The following is a 21,385-nucleotide window of genomic DNA, read 5'->3' as shown; positions in this document are numbered from 1 at the left end:
CAGGAACTGCGACCCATGACCGTGTTGAAGATGACCGACCTCGATCTGCAAGGTAAGCGCGTACTGATCCGCGAAGACCTCAACGTCCCAGTCAAGGACGGTGTTGTCACCAGCGATGCGCGAATCCTGGCTTCGCTGCCGACCATCAAGCTGGCCCTGGAAAAAGGCGCGGCCGTAATGGTCTGCTCCCACCTGGGTCGTCCGACCGAAGGTGAGTTCTCTGCCGAAAACAGCCTGAAGCCTGTCGCCGAGTACCTGAGCAAGGCCCTGGGCCGCGACGTGCCGCTGGTGGCTGATTACCTGGGTGGCGTCGACGTCAAGGCCGGCGACATTGTGCTGTTCGAAAACGTGCGCTTTAACAAGGGCGAGAAAAAGAACAGCGACGAACTGGCCCAGCAATACGCCGCCCTGTGCGACGTGTTCGTGATGGACGCATTTGGTACCGCTCACCGTGCCGAGGGTTCTACCCACGGCGTGGCCAAGTTCGCCAAAGTCGCTGCGGCTGGCCCGTTGCTGGCTGCTGAACTGGAAGCCTTGGGCAAAGCCCTCGGTGCGCCGGCTCAACCGATGGCCGCCATCGTTGCTGGCTCCAAGGTCTCGACCAAGCTCGACGTGCTCAACAGCCTGAGCCAGATCTGCAACCAGTTGATCGTCGGCGGCGGCATCGCCAACACCTTTCTCGCTGCTGCCGGTCACCCGGTCGGCAAATCGCTGTACGAGCCGGACCTGCTGGACACCGCCCGCGCCATCGCCGCCAAGGTCAGCGTACCGCTGCCAGTGGATGTGGTGGTGGCCAAGGAGTTCTCTGAAAGCGCCGAAGCCACCGTCAAACTGATCGCTGACGTCGCTGCTGACGACATGATCCTGGATATTGGCCCACAAACGGCTGCCAACTTCGCCGAGTTGCTGAAGTCGTCCCGCACTATTCTGTGGAACGGCCCGGTAGGCGTGTTCGAGTTCGATCAATTCGGTAACGGCACCAAGGTGCTGGCCCAGGCCATCGCTGAAAGCTCGGCGTTTTCCATTGCGGGCGGTGGCGATACCTTGGCGGCCATCGATAAATATGGCGTTACTGACCAGATCTCCTACATTTCTACCGGTGGTGGTGCTTTCCTTGAGTTCGTCGAAGGCAAGGTATTACCAGCCGTCGAAGTGCTGGAAAGCCGAGCCAAGGGCTGAGGCCTGAAGGCCTGAGAAAAGGAGTATTCCCATGGTCAAGTCGATAGCGCTGGTAATCGCCGCAGGCTTGTTGGCCGGCTGTAGCAGCGCGCCGCCTGCGGCGCCCGAAACCGGGAAAGCCGTACCGGACAAAGGCTGCTACCAGGCCGACTGGCAAGCTGAAACCCTGCCGGTGATCAGCAAACGTATCGGGCCGGATGGGCTGGAGAAGTACGACTCCCCGCCCAAAGGTAAGGAACAGGGCTGCCCTTGACGGGTCTGATTCACTAACCGACAGCAGTGGCGGCCTCCGGTCGCCGTTCGAGGATTGGCAATGAAAGGCGTTTTCGCCCTGGCAGCACTGGCCTTATTGGCTGGTTGCGCCAACCTGAACATGTTCAACAAGGCAGAACCGCAACAGGAAAAATGGACCACCTGGACCTGCGACAGCCAGGCACAAGTGGTCTGGCGGTTTACCGATCAGGCCCACAGCCAGGTGGATATACGCCTTGGCGGTTCGGACCAAGTCTATCGCCTCAAGCAGGATGTGGCGGCTTCGGGCGTGCTGTACAGCAATGACCAGTTGGCGTTTCACACAAAAGGTGAGGAAGGCCTGGTTTACTGGGTTGCCACCGACGACTTGATCGGCCGCGGCTGCAAAGCGCCGTAAGCCTTAGTGCAATAACGATTCAGCAAATCGGCCTTCAAACCCCCGATCTGCAATAACTTGAATAGCAGCCGCCGCTACGGCAGGCTTGCACGATTAACGACCCTCGACCGGGAGAGAGACTCACAATGGCACTTATCAGCATGCGCCAGATGTTGGACCACGCAGCCGAATTCGGCTATGGCGTTCCAGCCTTCAACGTCAACAACCTTGAGCAGATGCGCGCCATTATGGAAGCCGCTGACAAGACTGACTCCCCAGTGATCGTCCAGGCTTCGGCCGGCGCCCGCAAATATGCCGGTGCCCCGTTCCTGCGTCACCTGATCCTCGCCGCCATCGAAGAATTCCCGCACATCCCGGTGTGCATGCACCAGGACCACGGCACCAGCCCTGACGTGTGCCAGCGCTCCATTCAACTGGGCTTCAGCTCGGTGATGATGGACGGCTCCCTGGGCGAAGATGGCAAGACTCCGACTGACTACGACTACAACGTCCGTGTCACCCAACAAACCGTGGCCCTGGCTCACGCCTGCGGCGTATCGGTTGAAGGTGAGCTGGGCTGCCTGGGTTCGTTGGAAACCGGCATGGCCGGCGAAGAAGACGGCATCGGCGCTGAAGGCGTGTTGGATCACAGCCAAATGCTGACCGACCCGGAAGAAGCCGCCGACTTCGTCAAGCGCACCCAAGTCGACGCCCTGGCTATCGCCATCGGCACCAGCCACGGCGCCTACAAGTTCACCAAGCCACCTACCGGTGACGTGCTGGCCATCGACCGCATCAAGGAAATCCACAAACGCATCCCCAACACCCACCTGGTGATGCACGGTTCTTCCTCGGTACCGCAAGAGTGGCTGGCGATCATCAACCAGTACGGCGGCGACATCAAAGAAACCTACGGCGTACCGGTTGAAGAAATCGTCGAAGGCATCAAGCACGGCGTGCGTAAGGTCAACATCGACACCGACCTGCGTTTGGCGTCCACTGGTGCGATGCGTCGCCTGATGGCAACCAACCCGAGCGAGTTTGATCCGCGTAAATTCTTCGGCGCTACCGTGACCGCAATGCGTGATGTGTGTATCGCGCGTTATGAAGCGTTTGGTACTGCGGGCAATGCTTCGAAGATCAAGCCGGTCTCCCTGGAAGCGATGTACCAGCGGTATTTGAAAGGTGAGTTGAACGCTAAGGTTAACTAAGCTTCAAGCGTTTATAAAAAACCCGCAGTGATGCGGGTTTTTTTTGCCGAGTTATTCATTGAAAGGGCGATCCATTTAACTGCTAAATAGATCCGTCCCCTTAAATATATGTCGATAGGCAGCGTCGGGTTAAACTCGCGCCTCAATTTGGTTCGGCCATTGCCCGGAGGCCCCATGCAGCATACCGATATCGAGGGCGGCACCTTGCAACGCGAGGAGCTGGAAGCCTTGATGGGCACCCACGGCGGGCCATTGCGCTTGATCGGTGTCGACTTGAGCGGTGCAGACTTGTCGCGTTTGGTGCTGGATCATTGGGTGTTTGAGCGCTGTATTCTGGTCCAGACGTGCTTTCTCGGGGCGCGGCTTGAGGGCACGCAGTGGAAAAGTTGCCGGGCGGCCCACGCGGTTTTCGAGGCGGCCAATCTGTTGGAAGCGGTGTTCACCGGGTGCGACCTGAACAACACTCGCTGGCAGCGCAGCAAGCTGTCCCAGGCCAGTTTCTCCAACTGCAAGCTGACCGGCGCCAACTTCACCCATTGCGCCTCCCTGGGTTTGACGTTCACTGAGACGCTGCTCAACAGTGCTTTTTTGTCCGGGCTGTCCTTTGCCCGAACCACCCTCAATACCCTGGATTTTTCCGACAGTGACCTGTCGGACGCAGATTTTCGCAAAGCCGAATTGATCGACTGCAGCCTGGCCCATACCCGTATCAACGGCGCTAATTTCGCCGGTGCCGACCTGCGGGGTGCGGATTTGAGTGGGTTCAGGCTCAGTGATGCCAAACTTTTCAAAGGCGCCGTGATTTCCAAAGCCCAGGCGTCGATGTTGTTATCCGAGTTGGGCTTGTCCGTCGCTTGAGGTAATGGGCGTCCCCTTTAAAGGTTATTTGTCGACCAGGACTTTCGGATTGGAGTTGCCCCAAACCGTATACAAGTCCGCCAACAACGCCCCGTTGATGTCCTCGACTTCCGCTTGGGCAATCTGCGCATTGCCCTGCTTGCCAAACAACACCACCTCATCGCCACTCTTTACGGTCGGCACATCGGTGACATCGACCATCAACGTATTCATCGACACCTTGCCCACCACCGGCACGCGATGGCCATTGATCAGCACGATGCCTTTGTTGGTGAACGCGCGGCGATAGCCATCGGAATAACCCACGGTAATGTTCGCCAGTTTCGAGTCCCGCGCCAGGGTGTAGGTGCGGTCATAGCCAACGGTATTGCCCTTCGGATAGCTGTTGACCGACGCCACATGGGATTTGAACTGCATCACCCGCTTGTATTCGGTAAACGCCGGTACGGTGTCACCAAACAGCAGGCCGCCTGGGCGAACCATGTCCAGGCGCGACTCTGGCACTTCCAGGGTGGCGAAGGAGTTGGCGGCGTGCAGGGTGATTTTACTGCGGTCCAGTTGTGCGACGTTGATCAGCCAGTTGGCCTGTTCGTTGAAGGCCTTGAGGCCGGTGCGTACGTCGGCGGCGTCTTCGACGGTGAAGTGGGTCATGATCGCCTTCACTTCAAGGTTCGGCACTTTGGTGATGGCGACGGCATCGCGGCGGCCCTGGGCGGTGGTCATTTCCACGCCGTTGCGGCTCATACCGCTGGAGTTCAGCCCCAGGTGGACCACCAGCGGGCGGCCGTGGTGTTCGGCGATCAGGCTGGCGCGCACCGCGAAATCCAGATTGCCCACCAACTCTTCGACGTTATAGGGCAGTGCCGCTTCCAGTTCGCTCAAGGCGGCTGTGCGTACGCGGATCAGTTGGCCCTTGAAGCCGCTTTCGCGCACCACGCGGGCTTCTTCGTTGCTGGCGACACCGACGCAGGGCACACCCAGCTTGATCACCGACGGCATCAGCAAACCAATGCCATGGCCGTAGGCATCAGCCTTGAGCACGGCGCAGATTTTCGACTTGTCGGCGAGAGTGGCTTGCAGGGTGCGGATGTTGTGTTCGAAGGCGGCTTTGTTGATTTCGACCCAGGCGTTGCTGTCCTGGATATTGACCTGCGCCACCCCGTCGGTCATCGACAGTGGCGGGGCGGCGAAGGTTGGATTTTGCAGCAGAACCATGCCCAGTGAGAGGGCGAGCAATGTGCGAGTGAATGGCATTGGCGAGTCTCCATGACTTTCTTGTAGGGGGTATTGCGCGTGTGCGGCGCCATACTCGGATTGTCCTACAAAAAAGTCGAGACCCTGGGTCGCGGTTCTGTCCTAAAGCGTCGTGAGAATGATCAGAGTGTTAGTCGTGATCGATATCCAACTTGGCAAAGGTCACTTTGCCGCCTTCCTTGCTGTCGCCGCTGTTGTCCTGCACGTAGACCCCGGCCTTGAAGTACAGCGGTTTTTTCCCCCAGGCGGCACCGATGCGTTCGTTCCATTGGCCGTTGGCGGCTTCCACGCTCAACAGGCCTGTACGGTTCAAGTGGATGACGTAGGTGAAGTTGCGCTCCAGTGGCACATTCTCGGCGACGATGATCACCCGGCCTTCGCTGTCATCCGGGCGCATGCGGACTTTGGCGACGATGTTGCCGGTCTGGGTTTTTTCCTTGTACTGGTATTCGACTTTTATCAGCGGTTTCTGGCTGTCATAGGCGTGGATCTGGCCGATGACGATCTTGCCGGAAGACGGCACCTGATTGACGGCCAGGGTGGCGCGCAGGTAATTGTCGGCGTCCGGATACATCCAGTTGCGCAGGCGACCGTCGGTGTAGGTTTCCCGCAGTTCACTGCGAGGGTAAATGGCGTTTTCGGTGCGCGTCCCGGTGACCGGGGACCAGAACTGCACACTGCTGCCTTCGGCCTGGAAGTATTGGTCCTTGAAACCGCTGAGCAGTTTGGGGGTGTCGATGGTGGTGGGCGGGGAGCCAACGGGAATGCTCAGGTTCCAGGTGGACAGATCAATCATTGAGTACGCCTTTAATAGAAGGAAGAAGGCCGTGGCCCGAGGGTTCGCGGATTCTTTATAAGCGCCTGGTAATAGATTGTTAATGTTTTTATGGCGGATTATTGACGTCATTAGAATGTCAAAAAGCCATGTTCCCCATAAACCGGGGGCTGTGGACTCTTACCGTTAGTCGGTTGTATGGCCGTTGGCGCAATGATGGCACTGTCGTCACTTCTGCTTTATTGGATCCAGAGCTAGAGTGATCCCTCAATATTTGTCCGGTTTTTCTCAAAAGTGACCGGAGTGGCTCCTCAAGGAAGAGATGTAACATGGCATGCGCTTCAATTAAGCCCGGCGACGGCACTTCAGTTCTCTTGGTGGTCGATGACTACCCTGAAAACCTGATTAGCATGCGCGCGCTTTTGCAGCGTGAGGATTGGCAGGTCGTGACTGCCGGGTCGGGTCTTGAAGCCCTTGGGTTGTTGCTGGAGCACGACGTCGACCTGGTACTGCTGGATGTACGGATGCCTGGCATGGACGGCTTTGAAGTCGCCCGACTGATGCGCGGCAGCCAACGCACCCGGATGACACCGATCATTTTCCTAAGCGCCAATGCGCAATCGCCGGCGGCGGTGCTGGAAGGCTATGCCAGCGGCGCGATCGATTACCTGTTCAAACCCTTCGACCCCCATATCCTCAAGCCCAAGGTCCAGGCCCTGCTGGAGCATCAGAGCGGCCGCCGGGCCCTGCAGCGCTTGAGTCATGACCTGGAGTCAGCTCGTGCCTTCAATGCCTCGGTGCTGGACAACGCCGCCGAGGGCATTCTGGTGGTAGGCGAAGACGGTGTGATCAGCTACGCGAACCCGGCGATTTCGCGTCTGCTCAATGCCTCGGTCGATGAATTGCAGGGCAAGGAGTTCCTCAGCTTCCTGCAAAAGCCCCACGTGCTCGGCTGGTCCGACTCCGAGCTGTACGCCGGCTATCGTCGAGGCGAGACCTGGCGCCTGCACGACGCCATCCTGCGCACCGCTCCTGGTCAGCAACTACCGGTGGCGATGTCTTGCGCGCCGTTGCCCGCCGAGCAGAAGGCCATGGTGGTCACGGTGCTGGACATGTCTGAGGTGCGCCATTTGCACCAGCAACTGGAGTTCCAGGCGGTTACTGACCCGCTAACCGGCCTGCTCAATCGGCGCGGGTTCCATCAGGCTGTGGAGAATATCCTGTTGCGCGGTGAGCGCAGCGAGCACTCCCTGGTCTTGCTGTATCTGGACCTGGACGGCTTCAAGCGGGTCAACGATTCCCTGGGGCACGACGCTGGTGACCGGGTGCTGCGCTGGGTCTCGGAGCAATTGAAGGCATGCTTGCGTTCATACGACATTCTCGGACGCATGGGCGGTGATGAGTTCACCGTGCTGCTGGAACTGGAATTCCCGGAGCAGGCAGCGAAGATCGCCGAGAAGCTGATTGAGCGGGTGTCGATCTGTCAGCAGGTCGAGGGGCTGGATGTGATGCTCGGCGTCAGTATTGGCATTGCCACGTTTCCTGACTGCGGCTCCGACCTGGACGGCCTGCTGCGCGCGGCGGACATCGCCATGTACGAAGCCAAGCGCGCAGGGCGTCAGCAATACCGCTATTACGATCAGGAAATGAACGGCCGGGCGCGCTCGCGCTTGATGCTCGAAGACAGTGTGCGCACCGCCATCGACAACAAGGAGTTCACCCTGGTGTACCAGCCGCAGGTATCTCTGGGCGATGGTCATTTGCGTGGGGTCGAGGCGCTGTTGCGCTGGCAGCACCCCAGTGTTGGCGACGTGCCGCCTGGATTGTTTCTGCCGTTGCTGGAAGAGGCGCGGCTGATCAGCCAGCTCAGCAACTGGATCTACCAGCAGGTGGCGATCCAGCGAAAGGCCTGGACCCAGGCGTTCAGCGATGATCTGGTGCTAAGCGTGAGCCTGAGCAGCAGCCAGTTCAATATGCCCAACCTCGCCGTTCAACTGCAGCAGGTGCTGGAGCAACATGGGTTGCAAGGGCGGCAGCTGGAGGTGGAAATCAGTGAAGAAAGCTTGATGCACAACGCCGAGGAGTCGGCCAAACAACTCAGGCTGTTGAGGATGGTCGGGGTACGTATCGCCCTGGATGATTTTGGTTTGGGCGCCTGTTCCCTGGCGCACTTGCGTGATCTTGAGTTCGATACCTTGAAACTCGATCCGCAATTGATTGCCCGCCTACCGGACTCGCCACGGGATGCCGCCATGGCCCGCAGTATTATCGAGCTGTGCCGGCATTTCGATTTGTTGGTGATTGCCGAGGGAGTCGAGACCCAGGAGCAGTGCCAATGGCTCAAAGCCAATGGCTGCGAGTTTATTCAGGGATCACTGGTGGCTAAACCGCTGATGGCCGAAGAGGTTGCCGACTGGCCGTAACCTTTCGCCTTGCGCGCGGTGCTCCGCTGAATTCGCTACACTGGCGACCTTTCAAATCCCCGTTGTTGACGCCATGACTGCGCTGAAATACCTCCAGGCCTACCCGGCTTCCCTGCAAGACCAAGTACGTCAGTTGATCGCCAAGGATCAGTTGAGCGACTACCTGAGCCAGCGTTACCCCGAGCGCCACGGCGTGCAGAGCGACAAGGCCTTGTACAACTATGCGCTGGCCTTGAAGCAGGACCATCTGCGTAACGCGCCGGCCATCGACAAAGTATTGTTCGACAACCGCCTGGACCTGACCCATCGCGCACTGGGCCTGCACACCACTATTTCCCGGGTGCAGGGCGGCAACCTCAAGTCCAAGAAAGAAATCCGCATCGCTTCGTTGTTCAAGGACGCAGCGCCCGAGTTCTTGCGAATGATCGTCGTACACGAACTGGCGCACTTCAAGGAGTCGGACCACAACAAGGCATTTTACAAACTCTGCGAACATATGCTGCCCGGCTACCATCAGGTGGAGTTTGACCTGCGGGTGTACCTGACTTGGCGCGATTTGCAGGTCAAGACCTAACTTCCAAAAGGCTACCGAGCATGGATGTCAGCAAGACCAAAAGCAGCTTCTATCGCCGCCTGTATGTGGCGTATCTGATCGACAGCAAGTTGGCCAGCAGCGTCCCGGCGCTGACCGAGGTGACGGGTATGCCCCGGCGCACGGCCCAGGATACGATTGCGGCGTTGGCGGATCTGGATATCGTCTGTGAGTTCGAACAGGAAGACGGCGCCCGCAATCATGCTGGACGCTATCGGATTCGCAGTTGGGGTGCGATTGATCGGCGGTGGATCGAGGCAAATCTGTCGCCGATCAAGCGAGTGCTGGGATACCCCTAGGCCCGGCGCATCCCGATATGGGGAATATCATCTTCAAGATATTCCTCCCCGACCACCACAAACCCGTACCGCCCGTAATACCCCTGCAAATGCGCCTGGGCCGACAGATAGATCGGCACTTCGGGCCAGTTCTTGTGCGCCTGCCTGAGCGCTTCATCCATCATCTGATGACCAAGACCGGTACCCCGTGCACTCGGTGCGACGATCACGCGGCCTATTACCAGGTCACCGCCGTGGAGGTCCGGGTCCAGCAGGCGCAGGTAGGCTACCAATTGATCGTCGTTCCAGGCCATCAGGTGATGGGTATCACCTTCCAGGTCCTGGCCGTCGAGGTCCTGATAAACGCACTGTTGCTCGACAACGAAGACCTCCGCCCGCAGGCGCAAAATGGCGTACAACTGTTCCTTGCCTAGATCATTGTGGTGTTTGCAGACCCAATCGACAGTCATTGTTATATCTCGAATAAGTACCGGTCTGGGATAGTAATCCCGTGGCTGGCAACTGTCTTTATGGGTTGTGCAAACCCCTGAAAAGCCAGCTATATTTCGAGCGGGGTCAAATTGCCATCATTGAGTGCTCCCGCCGCTGACTTCTTTGTGTAATCTGCTGTACAGCGCGAGTGATGAGCTACAGTCAGGGCCTGGGCGTGATGCGGATCACGGCTTGCCAGACGTCATCCCCCGTAAGCATTTGCCCGCTGCGCAAGGACCTCAAGCATGCCGCGATTGTCTCGTGCCGTTGCTTTGCTCGGATTGCTGTTGCTGGCTCAGACGGCCACCGCAGAACGCTTGCGCCTGGTGGCAGATGCCTGGCCGCCGTTTACCGACGCCACGCTGGTCAATGGCGGATTGGCCACCGACATCGTCAGCACCGCGCTGGCCCGTGCGGGCTATCCCAGTGATTTTGAACAGGTGCCCTGGGCTAGGGCGTTGATGGGCGTAGGTGACGGGCGTTATGACGTGCTGGTCAACGCCTGGTACGACGAAGCGCGTACGCAGCTGGGGCAGTTTTCTGGCGAGTATTTGCTTAACAGGGTGCGATTTATCAAGCGCCGAGACGACCCCATCGAGTTCCAGAATCTGCAGCAACTGCACGACTATCCCGTCGCCGTGGTGCGCGGCTATGCCTATTCGGCGGACTTCGACCGCGACCTGCAATTTCAGAAGGTCCCTGTGCACAACTTCGCCATGGCCGTGCGCATGCTGGCGGCACAACGGGTTCGGCTGACGGTTGAAGATGAATTTGTCGCCCGCTACTACCTGGCCCGTGAGTCAGCCAGGGTGCGCAATGCGGTGGAGTTTCTGCCCAAACCGTTGAGTGAAAACAGCCTGCATATCCTGGTCAGCCTGAAAAACCCGCAGCACAAGCAAATTGTTGCCGGGTTTGATCGGGAGATTGCCAGGATGAAGGCCGATGGCAGTTATGCAAAGTTGTTGAAGCAGCACGGGATGTAGCGGTTCACGCGGCGCTGGTGTCCTTGATCAGATGCGTTGCCAACGTCCGCAACGGCCCCAGCTGTCGACAAATCAACGCCAACTGCGTCTGCACCAAGCGCTGCCCTTCGTCGATCTCATCGGGCATCTGCTCCAGCTCAACCGCCAGCGCTTCCTCGGTATCGCTTTGAATCGCGATCGGCTGTTTGTTGGCCAGCCCCGTGGCGATCTCGTCGATGCTCGCCGCCAGGGTTTTGCCGGCACCTTCGATCAAGTGCTCGCGCACCTCGGCCGGTAACTGGGTTTCGCGGTGTGCACCCAGCCCCGACAGGTAGCTGAGCAAGGTGTGGGACAGCACCAGGAAGCGAAAGCCCACGTCGGCTTCCTTACGGAAATGTCCCGGCTCCATCAGCATATTGGCCAGGGTGGTGGACAGTGCCGCATCGGCGTTGTGGGCATTGCGGCGGGCCAGGCGGTAAGCGAGGTCGTCGCTTTTGCCTGCGCCATATTGCTGCATGATTTGCCGCAGGTAGATGCTGTTGCAGGTCAGGGTGTTGGCCAGCACTTTGTTCAGGCGTCGACCCTGCCAGTCCGGCAGGAACAGGAACACGGCTAACCCGGCAATCAGGCTGCCGAGCAAGGTATCGAACAGTCGCGGCAGGAACAGCCCGTAGCCATCGCCCACCTGGTTGAAGCAGAACAGCACCATCAGGGTGATCGCCGCCGTCGCCAGGGTGTAGCGCGTGGTGCGGTTGATAAAGAACACCAGGCCGGCAGCGATGGCGAACATCGATTGCACCAGTGGGCTTGGGAACAGATCGAACAGCGCCCAGGCCACGGTCAGGCCGATGGCGGTGCCGATGATTCGCTGGCCGAGCTTGCGCCGGGTGGCGCCGTAGTTCGGCTGGCATACGAACAGGGTGGTGAGGATGATCCAGTAGCCTTGGGAAGGGTGGATCAGATGCACCATGAAGTAGCCGATGCTCAGCGCCAGGGACAGGCGCAGGGCATGGCGGAACAACAAGGATGTCGGCGTCAGTTGGGTACGCAGGCGCGTCCACATTTCCTTGAGGTTGCGTGGCGAGCGGTCCAGCAGGTTGCTATCTGTGGCATCCGCCAGGCTGTCGGGGTTGCTGGCGTCGCTGAGCAAGCGGTCGAGGGTCGCCAGGTTGGCTGACAGCGCCCGCAGCGAGCGCAGCAGGCCGCGCCAGGCCGGGTTACTCTGGATGCGCAGGTGTTCCAGGGAGGCGTGCAAGTCGCCCAGGGCTTCGGCGAAGCTTGCGTCATAGACGAAGGGCTGGCGCAATTGGATCGATTCGGCGAGAGCCTGGCAGGCCTTGCCTTGCTGGCGCAGCAGGCGCTGGCAGCGGAACAGCACGTCGCTGTGGAAGAAGGCTTCGGCCAAGGCGTTGTAGGGGTAGTGCGATGAGCTTGCGCGTTCGTGGATGTCCTGTGCCAGGAAGTACAGCTTGAGGTAGCGGCTGACCTTGGCCCCCGGTCGGCCATTACCGACCCGGTGCAGGATGATCTCCTTGGCCGCGTTCAGCGCCGCCACCACCCGGCCATTTTGCTGGGCCAGTTCCAGACGCCGCGCTTCTACATCCAGTTGGCGGATCGGTTCGAACAGGGTCGACTTGAGCTTGAGGTAGTGCCCCAGTTCGCGGAACAACCGCGCCAGGCTCTGTTGCACCGGCTGGTTGGAAAACAGCGCCTGCCACAGCACCGAGAGCGCCCCGTACCAGGCGGCACCAGCCACCAGCAGCAAGGGTTCGTGCCAGAAATCGGTGACCGCTCCGCCGCGCTGGTCAACAGCGATCATGGTGTAGACCGACAGAATCAAGGTCGCCGAGGCGATAGCGCCGTAACGCTCCCCCAGCGCGCCGAGCATGGTCAGGGCGAAACTGGCCAGGGCCAGGGCCAGGGCGAAAATCCACGGGTAGGGGAAGAGCAATTCCACCGACAGCGCCGCAATACTGAAACACACCAGCGTCACCGCCAGCGCATTGAGGCGGCCTTGCCAACTGTCATCGGTCTCGGCCAGGGCGCTGGCGATAATCCCCAGGAACAGCGGGATCAGCAGCGTCATCTCATCCTGGTACCAGCACAGCGCCATGCTGCCGGTGAGGGCGATGAATACCCGTACGCTGTAGCTGAACTTGTCCAGCGCCCAAAGGCGCCGCATGGAATGGTTGAACGAGGTCGATGACATGAAGTCTGGGGTCTTCCGGGACGATGCCGCTAAATTGAGCCAGTAATGACGCCACGGCAAGGGTGGCAATCACATCTGAGGGCAAAATATGTTCGGCCTTGAAATACACACCCTCGTTTCACTCGACAGCTCCTACGGTTTTAGAGGATGTCAGGCGTATTGCGCAGCAGCGTAGCCGGATGCCCACGCCCACTGGAAATTGAACCCGCCCAGGTGCCCGCTTACATCCAGCACTTCACCGATGAAGTACAACCCAGGGCTTTTCAGGGACTCCATCGTCTTGGACGACACTTCCCGCGTGTCCACGCCACCCAAGGTTACTTCCGCCGTGCGATAGCCTTCGGTGCCCGCCGGGACCAATTGCCAGCTTGCCAGCTTCGCCGCGATATCCGCCAGTTCGGCGTGGGTGTACTGCTTCATCGGCTTGGAAATAAACCACTGCTCGGCCAACAGGTTGGCCATCTTCTTGGTGAAGATCTCACCCAGCAGGGTTTTCAGCTCGCTGTTTGGGCGTTCGGTCTGCTGCTGTTGCAGCCAGGCGTGGGCGTCATGATCAGGCAGCAGGTTGATTTCCACGGCGTCGCCGGATTCCCAGTACGAGGAAATCTGCAAAATCGCTGGCCCACTCAGGCCGCGATGGGTAAACAGAATGTTCTCGCGAAAACTCTGGTCGTTGCAGCTCACCAGGCAATCCACCGAAGTGCCGGACAACTCGCCGCACAATTCCTTGAGCTGATCGGTGATGGTGAATGGCACCAGCCCGGCGCGGGTTGGAAGCAGTTCATGGCCGAACTGTTTGGCCACCTGATAACCGAAGCCGGTGGCGCCCAAGGTCGGGATCGACAGCCCGCCCGTGGCAATCACCAGGGATTCGCAGCGCAACTCGCCCAGGGTGGTTTGCAACTGATACCCGGCGTCGAGTTTTTCGATCTGCTGGATCGAGGTGTCCAAGTGCAGGCTCACGCCCACTTGCTCGCACTCATCGAGCAGCATGCCGAGGATGTCGCTGGATTTGTTATCGCAGAACAATTGGCCGAGCTTCTTCTCGTGGTATGGCACGCCGTGCTTGGCCACCATGCCAATGAAGTCCCACTGGGTGTAGCGGGCCAGGGCAGACTTGCAGAAGTGCGCGTTGTGGGAGAGGAAGTTGACAGGTTCTGTGTACAGGTTGGTGAAGTTGCAGCGGCCACCACCGGACATCAGGATTTTTTTGCCGGCCTTGTTCGCATGATCGACCAACATCACTTTGCGCCCACGCCCGGCGGCGGTCAGTGCACACATCAAACCCGCGGCGCCGGCGCCAATGATCACGACTTCGGTAGAGCGCAAAATACAGTCCTCATGCAAATTCTGGTTCACTGCAAATCCTGATATGCAATGCAATGAAATGTGGGAGCTGGCCTGCCTGCGATGGCATCAACTCAGTCTGTTAGACCGAGTCGTCTGCATCGCGGGCAAGCCCGGCTCCCACATTGATCTGGTTCCTACAGTGGTTACGCGGCGCTCTTAGAGAATGCGAACGCGCAACGAGCGGCCTTTAATCTTGCCGTCATTCAAACGCTGCAACGCCTGCTTGGCGACCCCGCGCTCCACGGCCACAAACGCCTGGAAATCAAAGATCGCGATCTTGCCCACCTGGGCGCCTGGAATCCCGGCTTCACCGGTCAGAGCGCCGAGGATGTCGCCCGGACGAACCTTGTCCTTGCGACCGGCACCAATGCACAGGGTGCTCATGACCGGCACGAGCGGCGCGCCACCCTGGGACTTGAGGTTGCTCAGTTGGTCCCAGTTCAGTGGAGCTTTTTGCAGTTGTTCGATGGCCTGGGCGCGGTGGGCTTCAGACGGTGCTACCAGGCTGATAGCAATGCCAGTCTCACCGGCGCGACCTGTACGGCCTACGCGGTGAATGTGAATTTCCGAGTCGCGGGCCAGCTCAACGTTGATCACCATGTCCAGCGCGTCAATGTCCAAGCCACGGGCGGCGACGTCAGTGGCCACCAATACCGAAGTACTGCGGTTGGCGAACATCGCCAGCACTTGGTCACGGTCACGCTGCTCCAGGTCGCCATGCAGGCCGACGGCAGAAATGCCCTTGGACGTCAGGTGGTCGACGGTTTCCTGCACTTGCTGCTTGGTAAAGCAGAAGGCCACGCAAGAGGCCGGACGGAAGTGCGCCAGGACCTTGGTCACTGCTTCCATGCGCTCTTCCGGGGAAATTTCGTAGAAGCGCTGCTCAATCTGCGAATCGGAGTGGAAAGCTTCGGCTTTCACTTGCTGCGGCGCGCGCATGAATTTGGACGCCAGCTGCTTGATGCTCACCGGGTAGGTTGCGGAGAACAGCAGGGTTTGGCGGCGGGCCGGGGTCTTGCTGATGATGTCTTCGATGGCATCGTAGAAGCCCATGTCGAGCATGCGGTCGGCTTCATCGAGGATCAGCGTGTTCAACCCGTCGAGTACCAGCGAACCCTTGCGCAGGTGCTGCTGGATACGGCCCGGGGTGCCGACGATGATGTGCGCGCCGTGTTCCAGCGAAGCAATCTGTGGTCCCAGGGACACGCCACCGCACAGGGTCAACACCTTGATGTTGTCTTCGGCGCGGGCCAGGCGGCGGATTTCCTTGGCAACCTGGTCGGCCAGCTCGCGAGTTGGGCACATCACCAGGGCCTGGCAGCCAAAATAGCGCGGGTTGATCGGGTTCAAAAGGCCAATGCCGAAAGCCGCGGTCTTGCCGCTGCCGGTCTTGGCTTGGGCGATCAGGTCCAGCCCCTTGAGGATCACCGGCAAGCTTTGCGCCTGGATCGGCGTCATCTCGACATAACCCAGAGAGTCGAGGTTAGCCAGCATGGCGGCGGACAGCGGCAAAGTATTAAAAGCGGTGGCGATGGTGGTCACGGGACTGGCCTGCAAAACAAAATGTCGCGCAGTGTACCAGCCTCGAAGGATTTTCCCTGCACGTTCCAGACGAGAAGTCCTGGGTGGCGCAGGTTTTTCCCACTATTTCAGTGCTCGATATCGTGTTCGCGGCTGACCACTCGTCGGCCATCCTTGGGTGAAAGCTGCAAAAAGATCGCCGCCGCCAGCATCGCCATGATGCCCACGGTGAGAAAGGTCAGTTGGAACGCACCGAGCACGGTATTGACCCCGTCGTTGCCCACTTCGGCAGTAAAGCCACCGAGTAGCGCACCGGCGCAGGCCACCCCCAGGCTCAGGGACAGTTGCGCCACCACCGACAGCAAACTGTTGCCGCTGCTGGCCTGGGCGTCGTCCAGATCAATCAGCGTCACGGTATTCATCGCGGTAAATTGCAGCGAGTTGATCGCTCCTAGTACCGCCAGCATGGCCAGCAGCAGCGGGTACGGCGTCTGTTCGCTGACCAGGCCCATGCTCGCCAGCATCATCCCCAGCAGCAGGGTGTTGCCGGTGAGCACGATGCGATAGCCCAGGCGTTCGATCAGCGGTCGCGCAATGGACTTGGCGACCATCGCCGCCGCCGCCAAAGGCAACATGCTCATCCCGGCCTGGGACGGCGAGTAACCCAGGGCAATCTGCAACAGCAGCGGCACTAGGAACGGCAGGGCACCGCTGCCCAGGCGGGCGAACAGGTTGCCGAGAATGCCCACGGCAAAGGTCCGGGTCTTGAACAACACCGGCGAAAACAACGGGTTATCGATATGCCCGGCCCGCAGCCAGTAGGCAGCCAGGCACGCCAGGCCGCCGAATAGCAGCAACATCACCCGCAGGTGCGGCAGGTGCAACTCCCCCAGGCCTTCCATGGCGATGGTGATCAGCACCATCGCCGCGCCAAACAGCAGAAAGCCCACGCCATCAAAACGCGTGCGTTCGCTGCCGCGCAGGTCGGGGATAAATTTCCATACGGCGTAGCAGCCGATCATGCCCACCGGCAAGTTGATCAGGAAGATCCAGTGCCAGGTCAGGTATTGCACCATCCAGCCGCCCATGGTCGGGCCGAGCAAGGGCCCAAGCAGGCCGGGAATGGTGATGAAACCCATGATTCGCACCAGCTCCGAGCGGGGGTAGGCGCGCAGCACTACCAGTCGCCCGACCGGCAGCATCAGTGCGCCGCCCAGGCCCTGGATCACGCGGGCGCCTATCAGCATGGTCAATGTGCTGGACAGGGCGCAGAGCAACGAGCCGATGCTGAACAGCATGATCGCGCCGAAGAAGATTTTTTTGGTGCCGAAGCGGTCGGCGATCCAGCCCGAGGCAGGGATCAGCAGGGCCACGGTGAGCATGTAGGCGATCACCACCCCTTGCATGCGCAGTGGGTTTTCCGCCAGGTCCTGAGCCATGGCGGGTAATGCGGTGTTGAGAATCGTCCCATCCAGCGACTGCATGAAGAAGGCAATCGCTACCACCCAGGGTAGCCAGCGGGCGGTCTTGGCGTCGAGAGGGGCGCGATTCGGCATGAGTTCCCTTTTGTTAGCAGGCTATGTTTTGGCGATTATGCGCCATCGGCTGCCTCTTTTCCCACTGGCGGTTCGTCGATATCTGACAGCGCCACGTCCTTGCCCACCAGGAAATCAATCAGCGCCCGATGCACCGCCAGAGCAGCGTCGTGGGACTCCAGGTCGAGCAAATGGCCGGTGTATTCGGCAGTGACGAAGCTGCTACGACCGACATATTGCTTGAACAGTTGGGCGTCTTCGGCCGGCGTGTATTCGTCCAGCGTGCCATTGAGAAAGTGCACCGGGGTTTCGATCTGGCGCAGTTGCGGCAGGTAATTGCCGTCGCCCATTTGCAGCACCTGGTGGATATGAAAGCGCGCCTGGCGGTATTCGGTGGTGGCCATGTTCGACAGGTGACGGTGGTTGTTGCGCTTGAGCCGTGACGACAGGAACTTGCCGACGGTCTCGTTGAGCAGATGGCCGACGGCGGACTTGTCATCGGCCTCGATCAGCACTCGGACGCGCTCCACGTATTCGAGCATCGCCTGATTGAGGCTGGGCGCCAGGGCCATAACCACCGAGCTTTCGATGGAGGGCGGGTTGTGGGCCAGGGTCAACAGCGTGGAGATACCGCCCCAAGAGGCCGAGACAAGGTGATTGACCTCAAAGCGCTCCACCAGGGCCCGGAGGATTTGCACTTCGTCGTCCTTGGTCACCAGGTCGAGTTCGGTGTTGTGAGGGCGCGAATAACCCGAGAACGGCAAATCGAACATCAGCACATTGAAATGCTCGGCCAGGCATTTGCTGGTGCGGGCAAACGAGCGGGTGGTGGACAGCGCGCCATTGACCAACAGCACGGTTTTCTTCTCTGGGTTGTGACCAAGCTGCTCTACGTGAACGTTGTAGTGCTTGAACAGCTTTTCAATGACAAAACTTCCATGGTTCATGTCAACGCTCCAGCTTGCCCTTTCCCGGGCAAGGTCATGCATCACTTGGGGGCAAGTGGGTTGGGGGTTGCGCAGGAGTTGTTTGAGTTTTTTACCGCGCGGACGTGGCTAGATGCCACTGGCCTTTATAGCGAGGTTTTTCAAAGACGACAACAGGTCGGATGGCCAGTGTCTGAAGCGAAATTTTGCGCATGGCGCAATGCGGTCTTGAGGGAGTAACGCGATTCAATGTGGGCGCTGGCTCGCCTGCGATGGCCTCACCGCGGTGTAATTGATACACCCAGTCGCCTGCATCGCGGGCAAGCCCGGCTCCCACATTGGATAGTTGTCGCATTGGGAATGCGTGTCTACAGGGTCAGAGTCAACCGCTTGACCAGTGCCCCCGGTAACAAGTTGGACGAGGTATTGCGCTGGCTATACGTACTGGCTGACAGCAGCAATTCCCGATCAGCGGTTAGCGCTTCCAGCTGCGAACCCAGCAGGTTGTAGACACTGTCATCAAAACGCATGGTGCTGACCGGCGCCTTGATCTCGCCGTCTTCCACCCAGAACGTGGCGAAGCGAGTCATACCGGTCAGGCGCGCCGCCGGCTGGTCGGAGTAGTTCAGGTACCACAGGTTGCTGATGTACAGGCCGGTGCCCAACTGCTTGAGGATATCGGCCTGGGCCAGGCTACCTGCGGCCATCTGCAACGCGCTGGGGGATTCGTCGTCGCTGGCGCCGTTGGCGCTCAAGCCGTACTCGGCGGCGCTACGGGAGTGGACCAGCCGGCCTTCGGCCTTGCCCGCGCTGATCAGCTTCACGTCGCTGCGGGGATAGCCGTCACGAGAGAACGCCGAACTCAGTGAGCCGCTGACCTGTTCATCGATGCCCACCAAGGGGCTCAACGCTTGATCGCCGCTATACAGGCGCTGCAACGGGCTGCTTTTGCTGGCGATGGCCTGGGCGGAAAAACCGCCCCAGGTGAGCATGCCGATGATTTCTTCCAGCGCCGCCGGAGCGATATAGGCGCGGTATTGTCCCGGCGCCAAGGTGTGCAGCGGGCGGCCAAGAAACTCCAGTTGCTCGCGCGCCTGCTGGAAACGACGGGCGAAGTCGGCACTGTCCCAGTCGTTTCCGGCGTAGCTGGCTTTCACGGCTTCGCCGTTGGCGTGGAACAGGCTGAAATCGAAGTTGAAGCTATTGGCCTGATGCCAGCCGAAGGCGCCCGAGGAGCTGGCAAAACCGCGGCTAATGGGACCAGCGGCGTAGAAACCGACCATATCCACACCGTGTGCAGCCTGGTTGATTTCTTCCAATACCTGAGCCAGCCCTGGCAGCGGTAGAGCCTGCTGGTCCTTGTTTTGCCAGGCGTTGTGGTTGAGCAATAGATAGGGATCTTGCGGCAGCAGCGCCAAGGTCTCGCGCAGTTGTTGCAGGCCATCGGCCAGGCGCTGGCGATCCAGCTCCGGTTCGCCAGCCAAGGTAATACCCAGGTCAGCATGGCGACCGTCATTGATCAGTTTCAGGTTCAGGCTGGCCTGTTGCACCTGGCCGGCCTGACGCACCTTGGCGTGGTTGAAACGCACGAACTCGGACGATTCCGCCGCGTAACCCAGATGAAACTGTTCCTCTTCGGTGATGGCCTGCTTGAGCCAATCCACCAGGGCCTTGAAGGTCTCCATCAGGCGTCTCCCCCAAACACATCAACATTGCTGAATACACACGCCGGCGATGCATGGCCGACGCGGATTACCTGGTTGGGCTCGCCCTTGCCGCAGTTCGGCGTACCCAGGACCTTGAAGGTACTGGCGTCGCCGACGGCGCTGAGCTTGCGCCAGAACTGCGCGGAAATGGCCCGGTAGTTGGGGTTCTTTACCACACCCTTGAGTTCGCCGTTTTCAATCAGTTGGCCCCATTCGCAGCCGAACTGGAACTTGTTGCGAGCGTCATCAATGGACCACGAACGGTTGGTGGACATGAGAATGCCGTGCTCGATGCCTTCGATCAGTTGCGCCTGGGTCTGGTCGCCAGCCTCGATATTGAGGTTAGCCATGCGGTCGATAGGCGGGCGGTTCCAGCTGCACGCGCGGCTGTTGGCCACGCCGCCCATACCCGAGCGGTATTGCGACAGCGCGCCGCCCAATGGCTTGAGCAACAGGCCTTCGCGGATCAGGAATTGCTTGCTGGCGGCGGTTCCGTCGTCGTCATGGCCGTAGCTGGCGAGCTGTTCGGGAATGTCCGGATCGAAGGTCACATTGAGCAGCCTGGAGCCGTATTGCAGGCTGCCAAAGTCGCTGGCCTTGACGAAGCTGGTGCCAGCGTAATTGCGCTCATCGCCGAGGATGCGGTCCAGTTCCAGCGGGTGGCCGATGGATTCGTGGATCTGCAACATCATCTGGTCAGGCATCAGCAACAGGTCGCGTGGACCTTGCGGCGTGTTAGGTGCCAACAGCAGTTGCAGGGCCTGGTCGGCGATCTGCGCAGCGGCGCCGATCAGGCCGAAGCGGCTGATCACATCGAAGCCGCCTTGCTGGCCGAAGTTGGTGCCACCCAGGGTGCGGGTCTGGCTATCGCTGCCATCGTAGGCGGTGACGCTCAGGCCCGGAAAAATAAACCGCTGGGCCTGGCGCAGTTCGGCACCAACGCTGTTGAGGTAGATCTGTTCGACGTGGGTCAGTCCCAGGTTGACTTCCCAGTTCACCAGACGCTCGTCCTTGGGCACCGCAAAGGATTCGGCGCCGAGCAGTTGGTAGCAATCGCTCAGGGAAGGGAACGCCTGGTTGAGGTCGGGCGACAGGTAGTCGGCAACGTCGCTGGACACCGGCTGGTCGCGCAGGTCGAGCAGGGCGTGGGGCTTGATCAACCGGGCCTGCTGTTCGGCGCGCTCAAGGGCGGCTTGCAGGCCTGGCAGGGAAATATCGTTGGTCGCGGCGTAGGCTTCGACACCGTTGAGGCGCACGGTGAGCATCGCGCCTTCGTCGCGGTTCAGGTGTGGGGGCTCGGCGACGTTCTTGCGCACTGACAGGTATTGGCCGGATTCGCGCACGTAGCGCAGGGAGAAAAAATCGGCGGTAGTGCGCAGGGCGGCGAAGTGCTTTTTGAGGATGGGGTGCTTGTCGAACATGGGGCCTTCCTTGTGGGCAGCGCAGGCCCTGAGGCCCTCATCGCGGGCAAGCCCGCGATGCTTTT

19 protein-coding genes are annotated in these 21,385 nt (G+C 59.9%); 9 read left to right on the top strand and 10 right to left on the bottom strand.

The genetic code is table 11. The annotated features are described in order from the left end of the window. Nucleotides 1-15 precede the first annotated feature (15 nt). The 5 genes from ACZRJ6_RS06745 (at nucleotide 16) to ACZRJ6_RS06725 (ending at nucleotide 3,876) form a co-directional block, all read left to right on the top strand. Nucleotides 16-1,179 (top strand): phosphoglycerate kinase, encoded by a 1,164-nt coding sequence (locus ACZRJ6_RS06745; RefSeq protein ID WP_463967804.1) that lies wholly within the window; start codon nucleotides 16-18, stop codon nucleotides 1,177-1,179. A gap of 31 nt (nucleotides 1,180-1,210) precedes the next feature. Continuing rightward, nucleotides 1,211-1,432, top strand: coding sequence for a hypothetical protein (locus tag ACZRJ6_RS06740; protein WP_463967805.1), 222 nt, complete (start codon nucleotides 1,211-1,213; stop codon nucleotides 1,430-1,432). Between the two features lie 60 nt (nucleotides 1,433-1,492). Further along, the gene (locus ACZRJ6_RS06735; protein WP_463967806.1) at nucleotides 1,493-1,828 is read left to right on the top strand and encodes an MliC family protein; all 336 of its coding nucleotides are present in this window, start codon (nucleotides 1,493-1,495) and stop codon (nucleotides 1,826-1,828) included. Nucleotides 1,829-1,953: 125 nt separating this feature from the next. Then, on the top strand, nucleotides 1,954-3,018 hold the full coding sequence (fba, locus tag ACZRJ6_RS06730) for a class II fructose-bisphosphate aldolase (RefSeq protein WP_029297347.1): 1,065 nt from the start codon (nucleotides 1,954-1,956) through the stop codon (nucleotides 3,016-3,018). A 174-nt stretch (nucleotides 3,019-3,192) separates the two neighbouring features. Further along, nucleotides 3,193-3,876 carry a pentapeptide repeat-containing protein gene (locus ACZRJ6_RS06725; RefSeq protein ID WP_463967807.1) on the top strand — a complete coding sequence of 228 codons (684 nt, stop codon included), beginning with the start codon at nucleotides 3,193-3,195 and terminating at the stop codon, nucleotides 3,874-3,876. A gap of 24 nt (nucleotides 3,877-3,900) precedes the next feature. Here the strand turns inward: ACZRJ6_RS06725 and alr are convergent, their stop codons facing one another. Together alr and ACZRJ6_RS06715 are read right to left on the bottom strand one after the other, a co-directional pair. Continuing rightward, nucleotides 3,901-5,130, bottom strand: coding sequence for an alanine racemase (gene alr, locus ACZRJ6_RS06720; RefSeq protein WP_463967808.1), 1,230 nt, complete (start codon nucleotides 5,128-5,130; stop codon nucleotides 3,901-3,903). A 130-nt stretch (nucleotides 5,131-5,260) separates the two neighbouring features. Then, nucleotides 5,261-5,926 carry a polysaccharide lyase family 7 protein gene (locus ACZRJ6_RS06715; protein ID WP_463967809.1) on the bottom strand — a complete coding sequence of 222 codons (666 nt, stop codon included), beginning with the start codon at nucleotides 5,924-5,926 and terminating at the stop codon, nucleotides 5,261-5,263. A 308-nt stretch (nucleotides 5,927-6,234) separates the two neighbouring features. On the opposite strand from ACZRJ6_RS06715, the gene ACZRJ6_RS06710 reads away from it, so the two are divergent. The 3 genes from ACZRJ6_RS06710 (at nucleotide 6,235) to ACZRJ6_RS06700 (ending at nucleotide 9,219) form a co-directional block, all read left to right on the top strand. Beyond that, nucleotides 6,235-8,328 (top strand): putative bifunctional diguanylate cyclase/phosphodiesterase, encoded by a 2,094-nt coding sequence (locus ACZRJ6_RS06710; RefSeq protein WP_463967810.1) that lies wholly within the window; start codon nucleotides 6,235-6,237, stop codon nucleotides 8,326-8,328. A 73-nt stretch (nucleotides 8,329-8,401) separates the two neighbouring features. Continuing rightward, nucleotides 8,402-8,902 (top strand): M48 metallopeptidase family protein, encoded by a 501-nt coding sequence (locus tag ACZRJ6_RS06705; RefSeq protein WP_463967811.1) that lies wholly within the window; start codon nucleotides 8,402-8,404, stop codon nucleotides 8,900-8,902. Between the two features lie 20 nt (nucleotides 8,903-8,922). Next, nucleotides 8,923-9,219: a winged helix-turn-helix domain-containing protein gene (locus ACZRJ6_RS06700; protein WP_463967812.1), complete on the top strand. Its 297-nt coding sequence runs from the start codon at nucleotides 8,923-8,925 to the stop codon at nucleotides 9,217-9,219. On the opposite strand, the gene ACZRJ6_RS06695 is transcribed toward ACZRJ6_RS06700, so the two are convergent. Continuing rightward, nucleotides 9,216-9,668 (bottom strand): GNAT family N-acetyltransferase, encoded by a 453-nt coding sequence (locus tag ACZRJ6_RS06695; protein WP_133102379.1) that lies wholly within the window; start codon nucleotides 9,666-9,668, stop codon nucleotides 9,216-9,218. The genes ACZRJ6_RS06700 and ACZRJ6_RS06695 overlap by 4 nt on opposite strands. Nucleotides 9,669-9,935: 267 nt before the next feature. On the opposite strand from ACZRJ6_RS06695, the gene ACZRJ6_RS06690 reads away from it, so the two are divergent. Next, nucleotides 9,936-10,673, top strand: a complete 738-nt coding sequence (locus ACZRJ6_RS06690) for a substrate-binding periplasmic protein (RefSeq protein ID WP_463967813.1) — start codon at nucleotides 9,936-9,938, stop codon at nucleotides 10,671-10,673. A gap of 4 nt (nucleotides 10,674-10,677) precedes the next feature. On the opposite strand, the gene yccS is transcribed toward ACZRJ6_RS06690, so the two are convergent. The 7 genes from yccS to ACZRJ6_RS06655 all read right to left on the bottom strand — a co-directional run bounded on the left by yccS (nucleotide 10,678) and on the right by ACZRJ6_RS06655 (nucleotide 21,320). Beyond that, nucleotides 10,678-12,861, bottom strand: coding sequence for a YccS family putative transporter (yccS, locus tag ACZRJ6_RS06685; protein ID WP_463967814.1), 2,184 nt, complete (start codon nucleotides 12,859-12,861; stop codon nucleotides 10,678-10,680). A gap of 150 nt (nucleotides 12,862-13,011) precedes the next feature. After that, nucleotides 13,012-14,190 (bottom strand): BaiN/RdsA family NAD(P)/FAD-dependent oxidoreductase, encoded by a 1,179-nt coding sequence (locus ACZRJ6_RS06680; RefSeq protein ID WP_463967933.1) that lies wholly within the window; start codon nucleotides 14,188-14,190, stop codon nucleotides 13,012-13,014. Between the two features lie 177 nt (nucleotides 14,191-14,367). Then, nucleotides 14,368-15,705, bottom strand: a complete 1,338-nt coding sequence (dbpA, locus tag ACZRJ6_RS06675) for an ATP-dependent RNA helicase DbpA (RefSeq protein WP_256666344.1) — start codon at nucleotides 15,703-15,705, stop codon at nucleotides 14,368-14,370. 155 nt (nucleotides 15,706-15,860) lie between these two features. Continuing rightward, nucleotides 15,861-17,288, bottom strand: coding sequence for a multidrug transporter subunit MdtD (mdtD, locus tag ACZRJ6_RS06670; RefSeq protein ID WP_463967815.1), 1,428 nt, complete (start codon nucleotides 17,286-17,288; stop codon nucleotides 15,861-15,863). 35 nt (nucleotides 17,289-17,323) lie between these two features. After that, nucleotides 17,324-18,214 (bottom strand): alpha/beta fold hydrolase, encoded by an 891-nt coding sequence (locus ACZRJ6_RS06665; protein WP_463967816.1) that lies wholly within the window; start codon nucleotides 18,212-18,214, stop codon nucleotides 17,324-17,326. 347 nt (nucleotides 18,215-18,561) lie between these two features. Beyond that, nucleotides 18,562-19,878, bottom strand: coding sequence for a TldD/PmbA family protein (locus tag ACZRJ6_RS06660; protein ID WP_463967817.1), 1,317 nt, complete (start codon nucleotides 19,876-19,878; stop codon nucleotides 18,562-18,564). Beyond that, nucleotides 19,878-21,320, bottom strand: a complete 1,443-nt coding sequence (locus ACZRJ6_RS06655) for a TldD/PmbA family protein (protein WP_463967818.1) — start codon at nucleotides 21,318-21,320, stop codon at nucleotides 19,878-19,880. Before ACZRJ6_RS06655 ends, ACZRJ6_RS06660 begins: the two co-directional genes overlap by 1 nt. Nucleotides 21,321-21,385 lie beyond the last annotated feature (65 nt).

It is taken from the genome of Pseudomonas sp. C321, from assembly GCF_055407105.1.
Note: the sequence above shows the minus strand (reverse complement) of the source record. Positions and strands in the feature narration are given on the sequence as shown.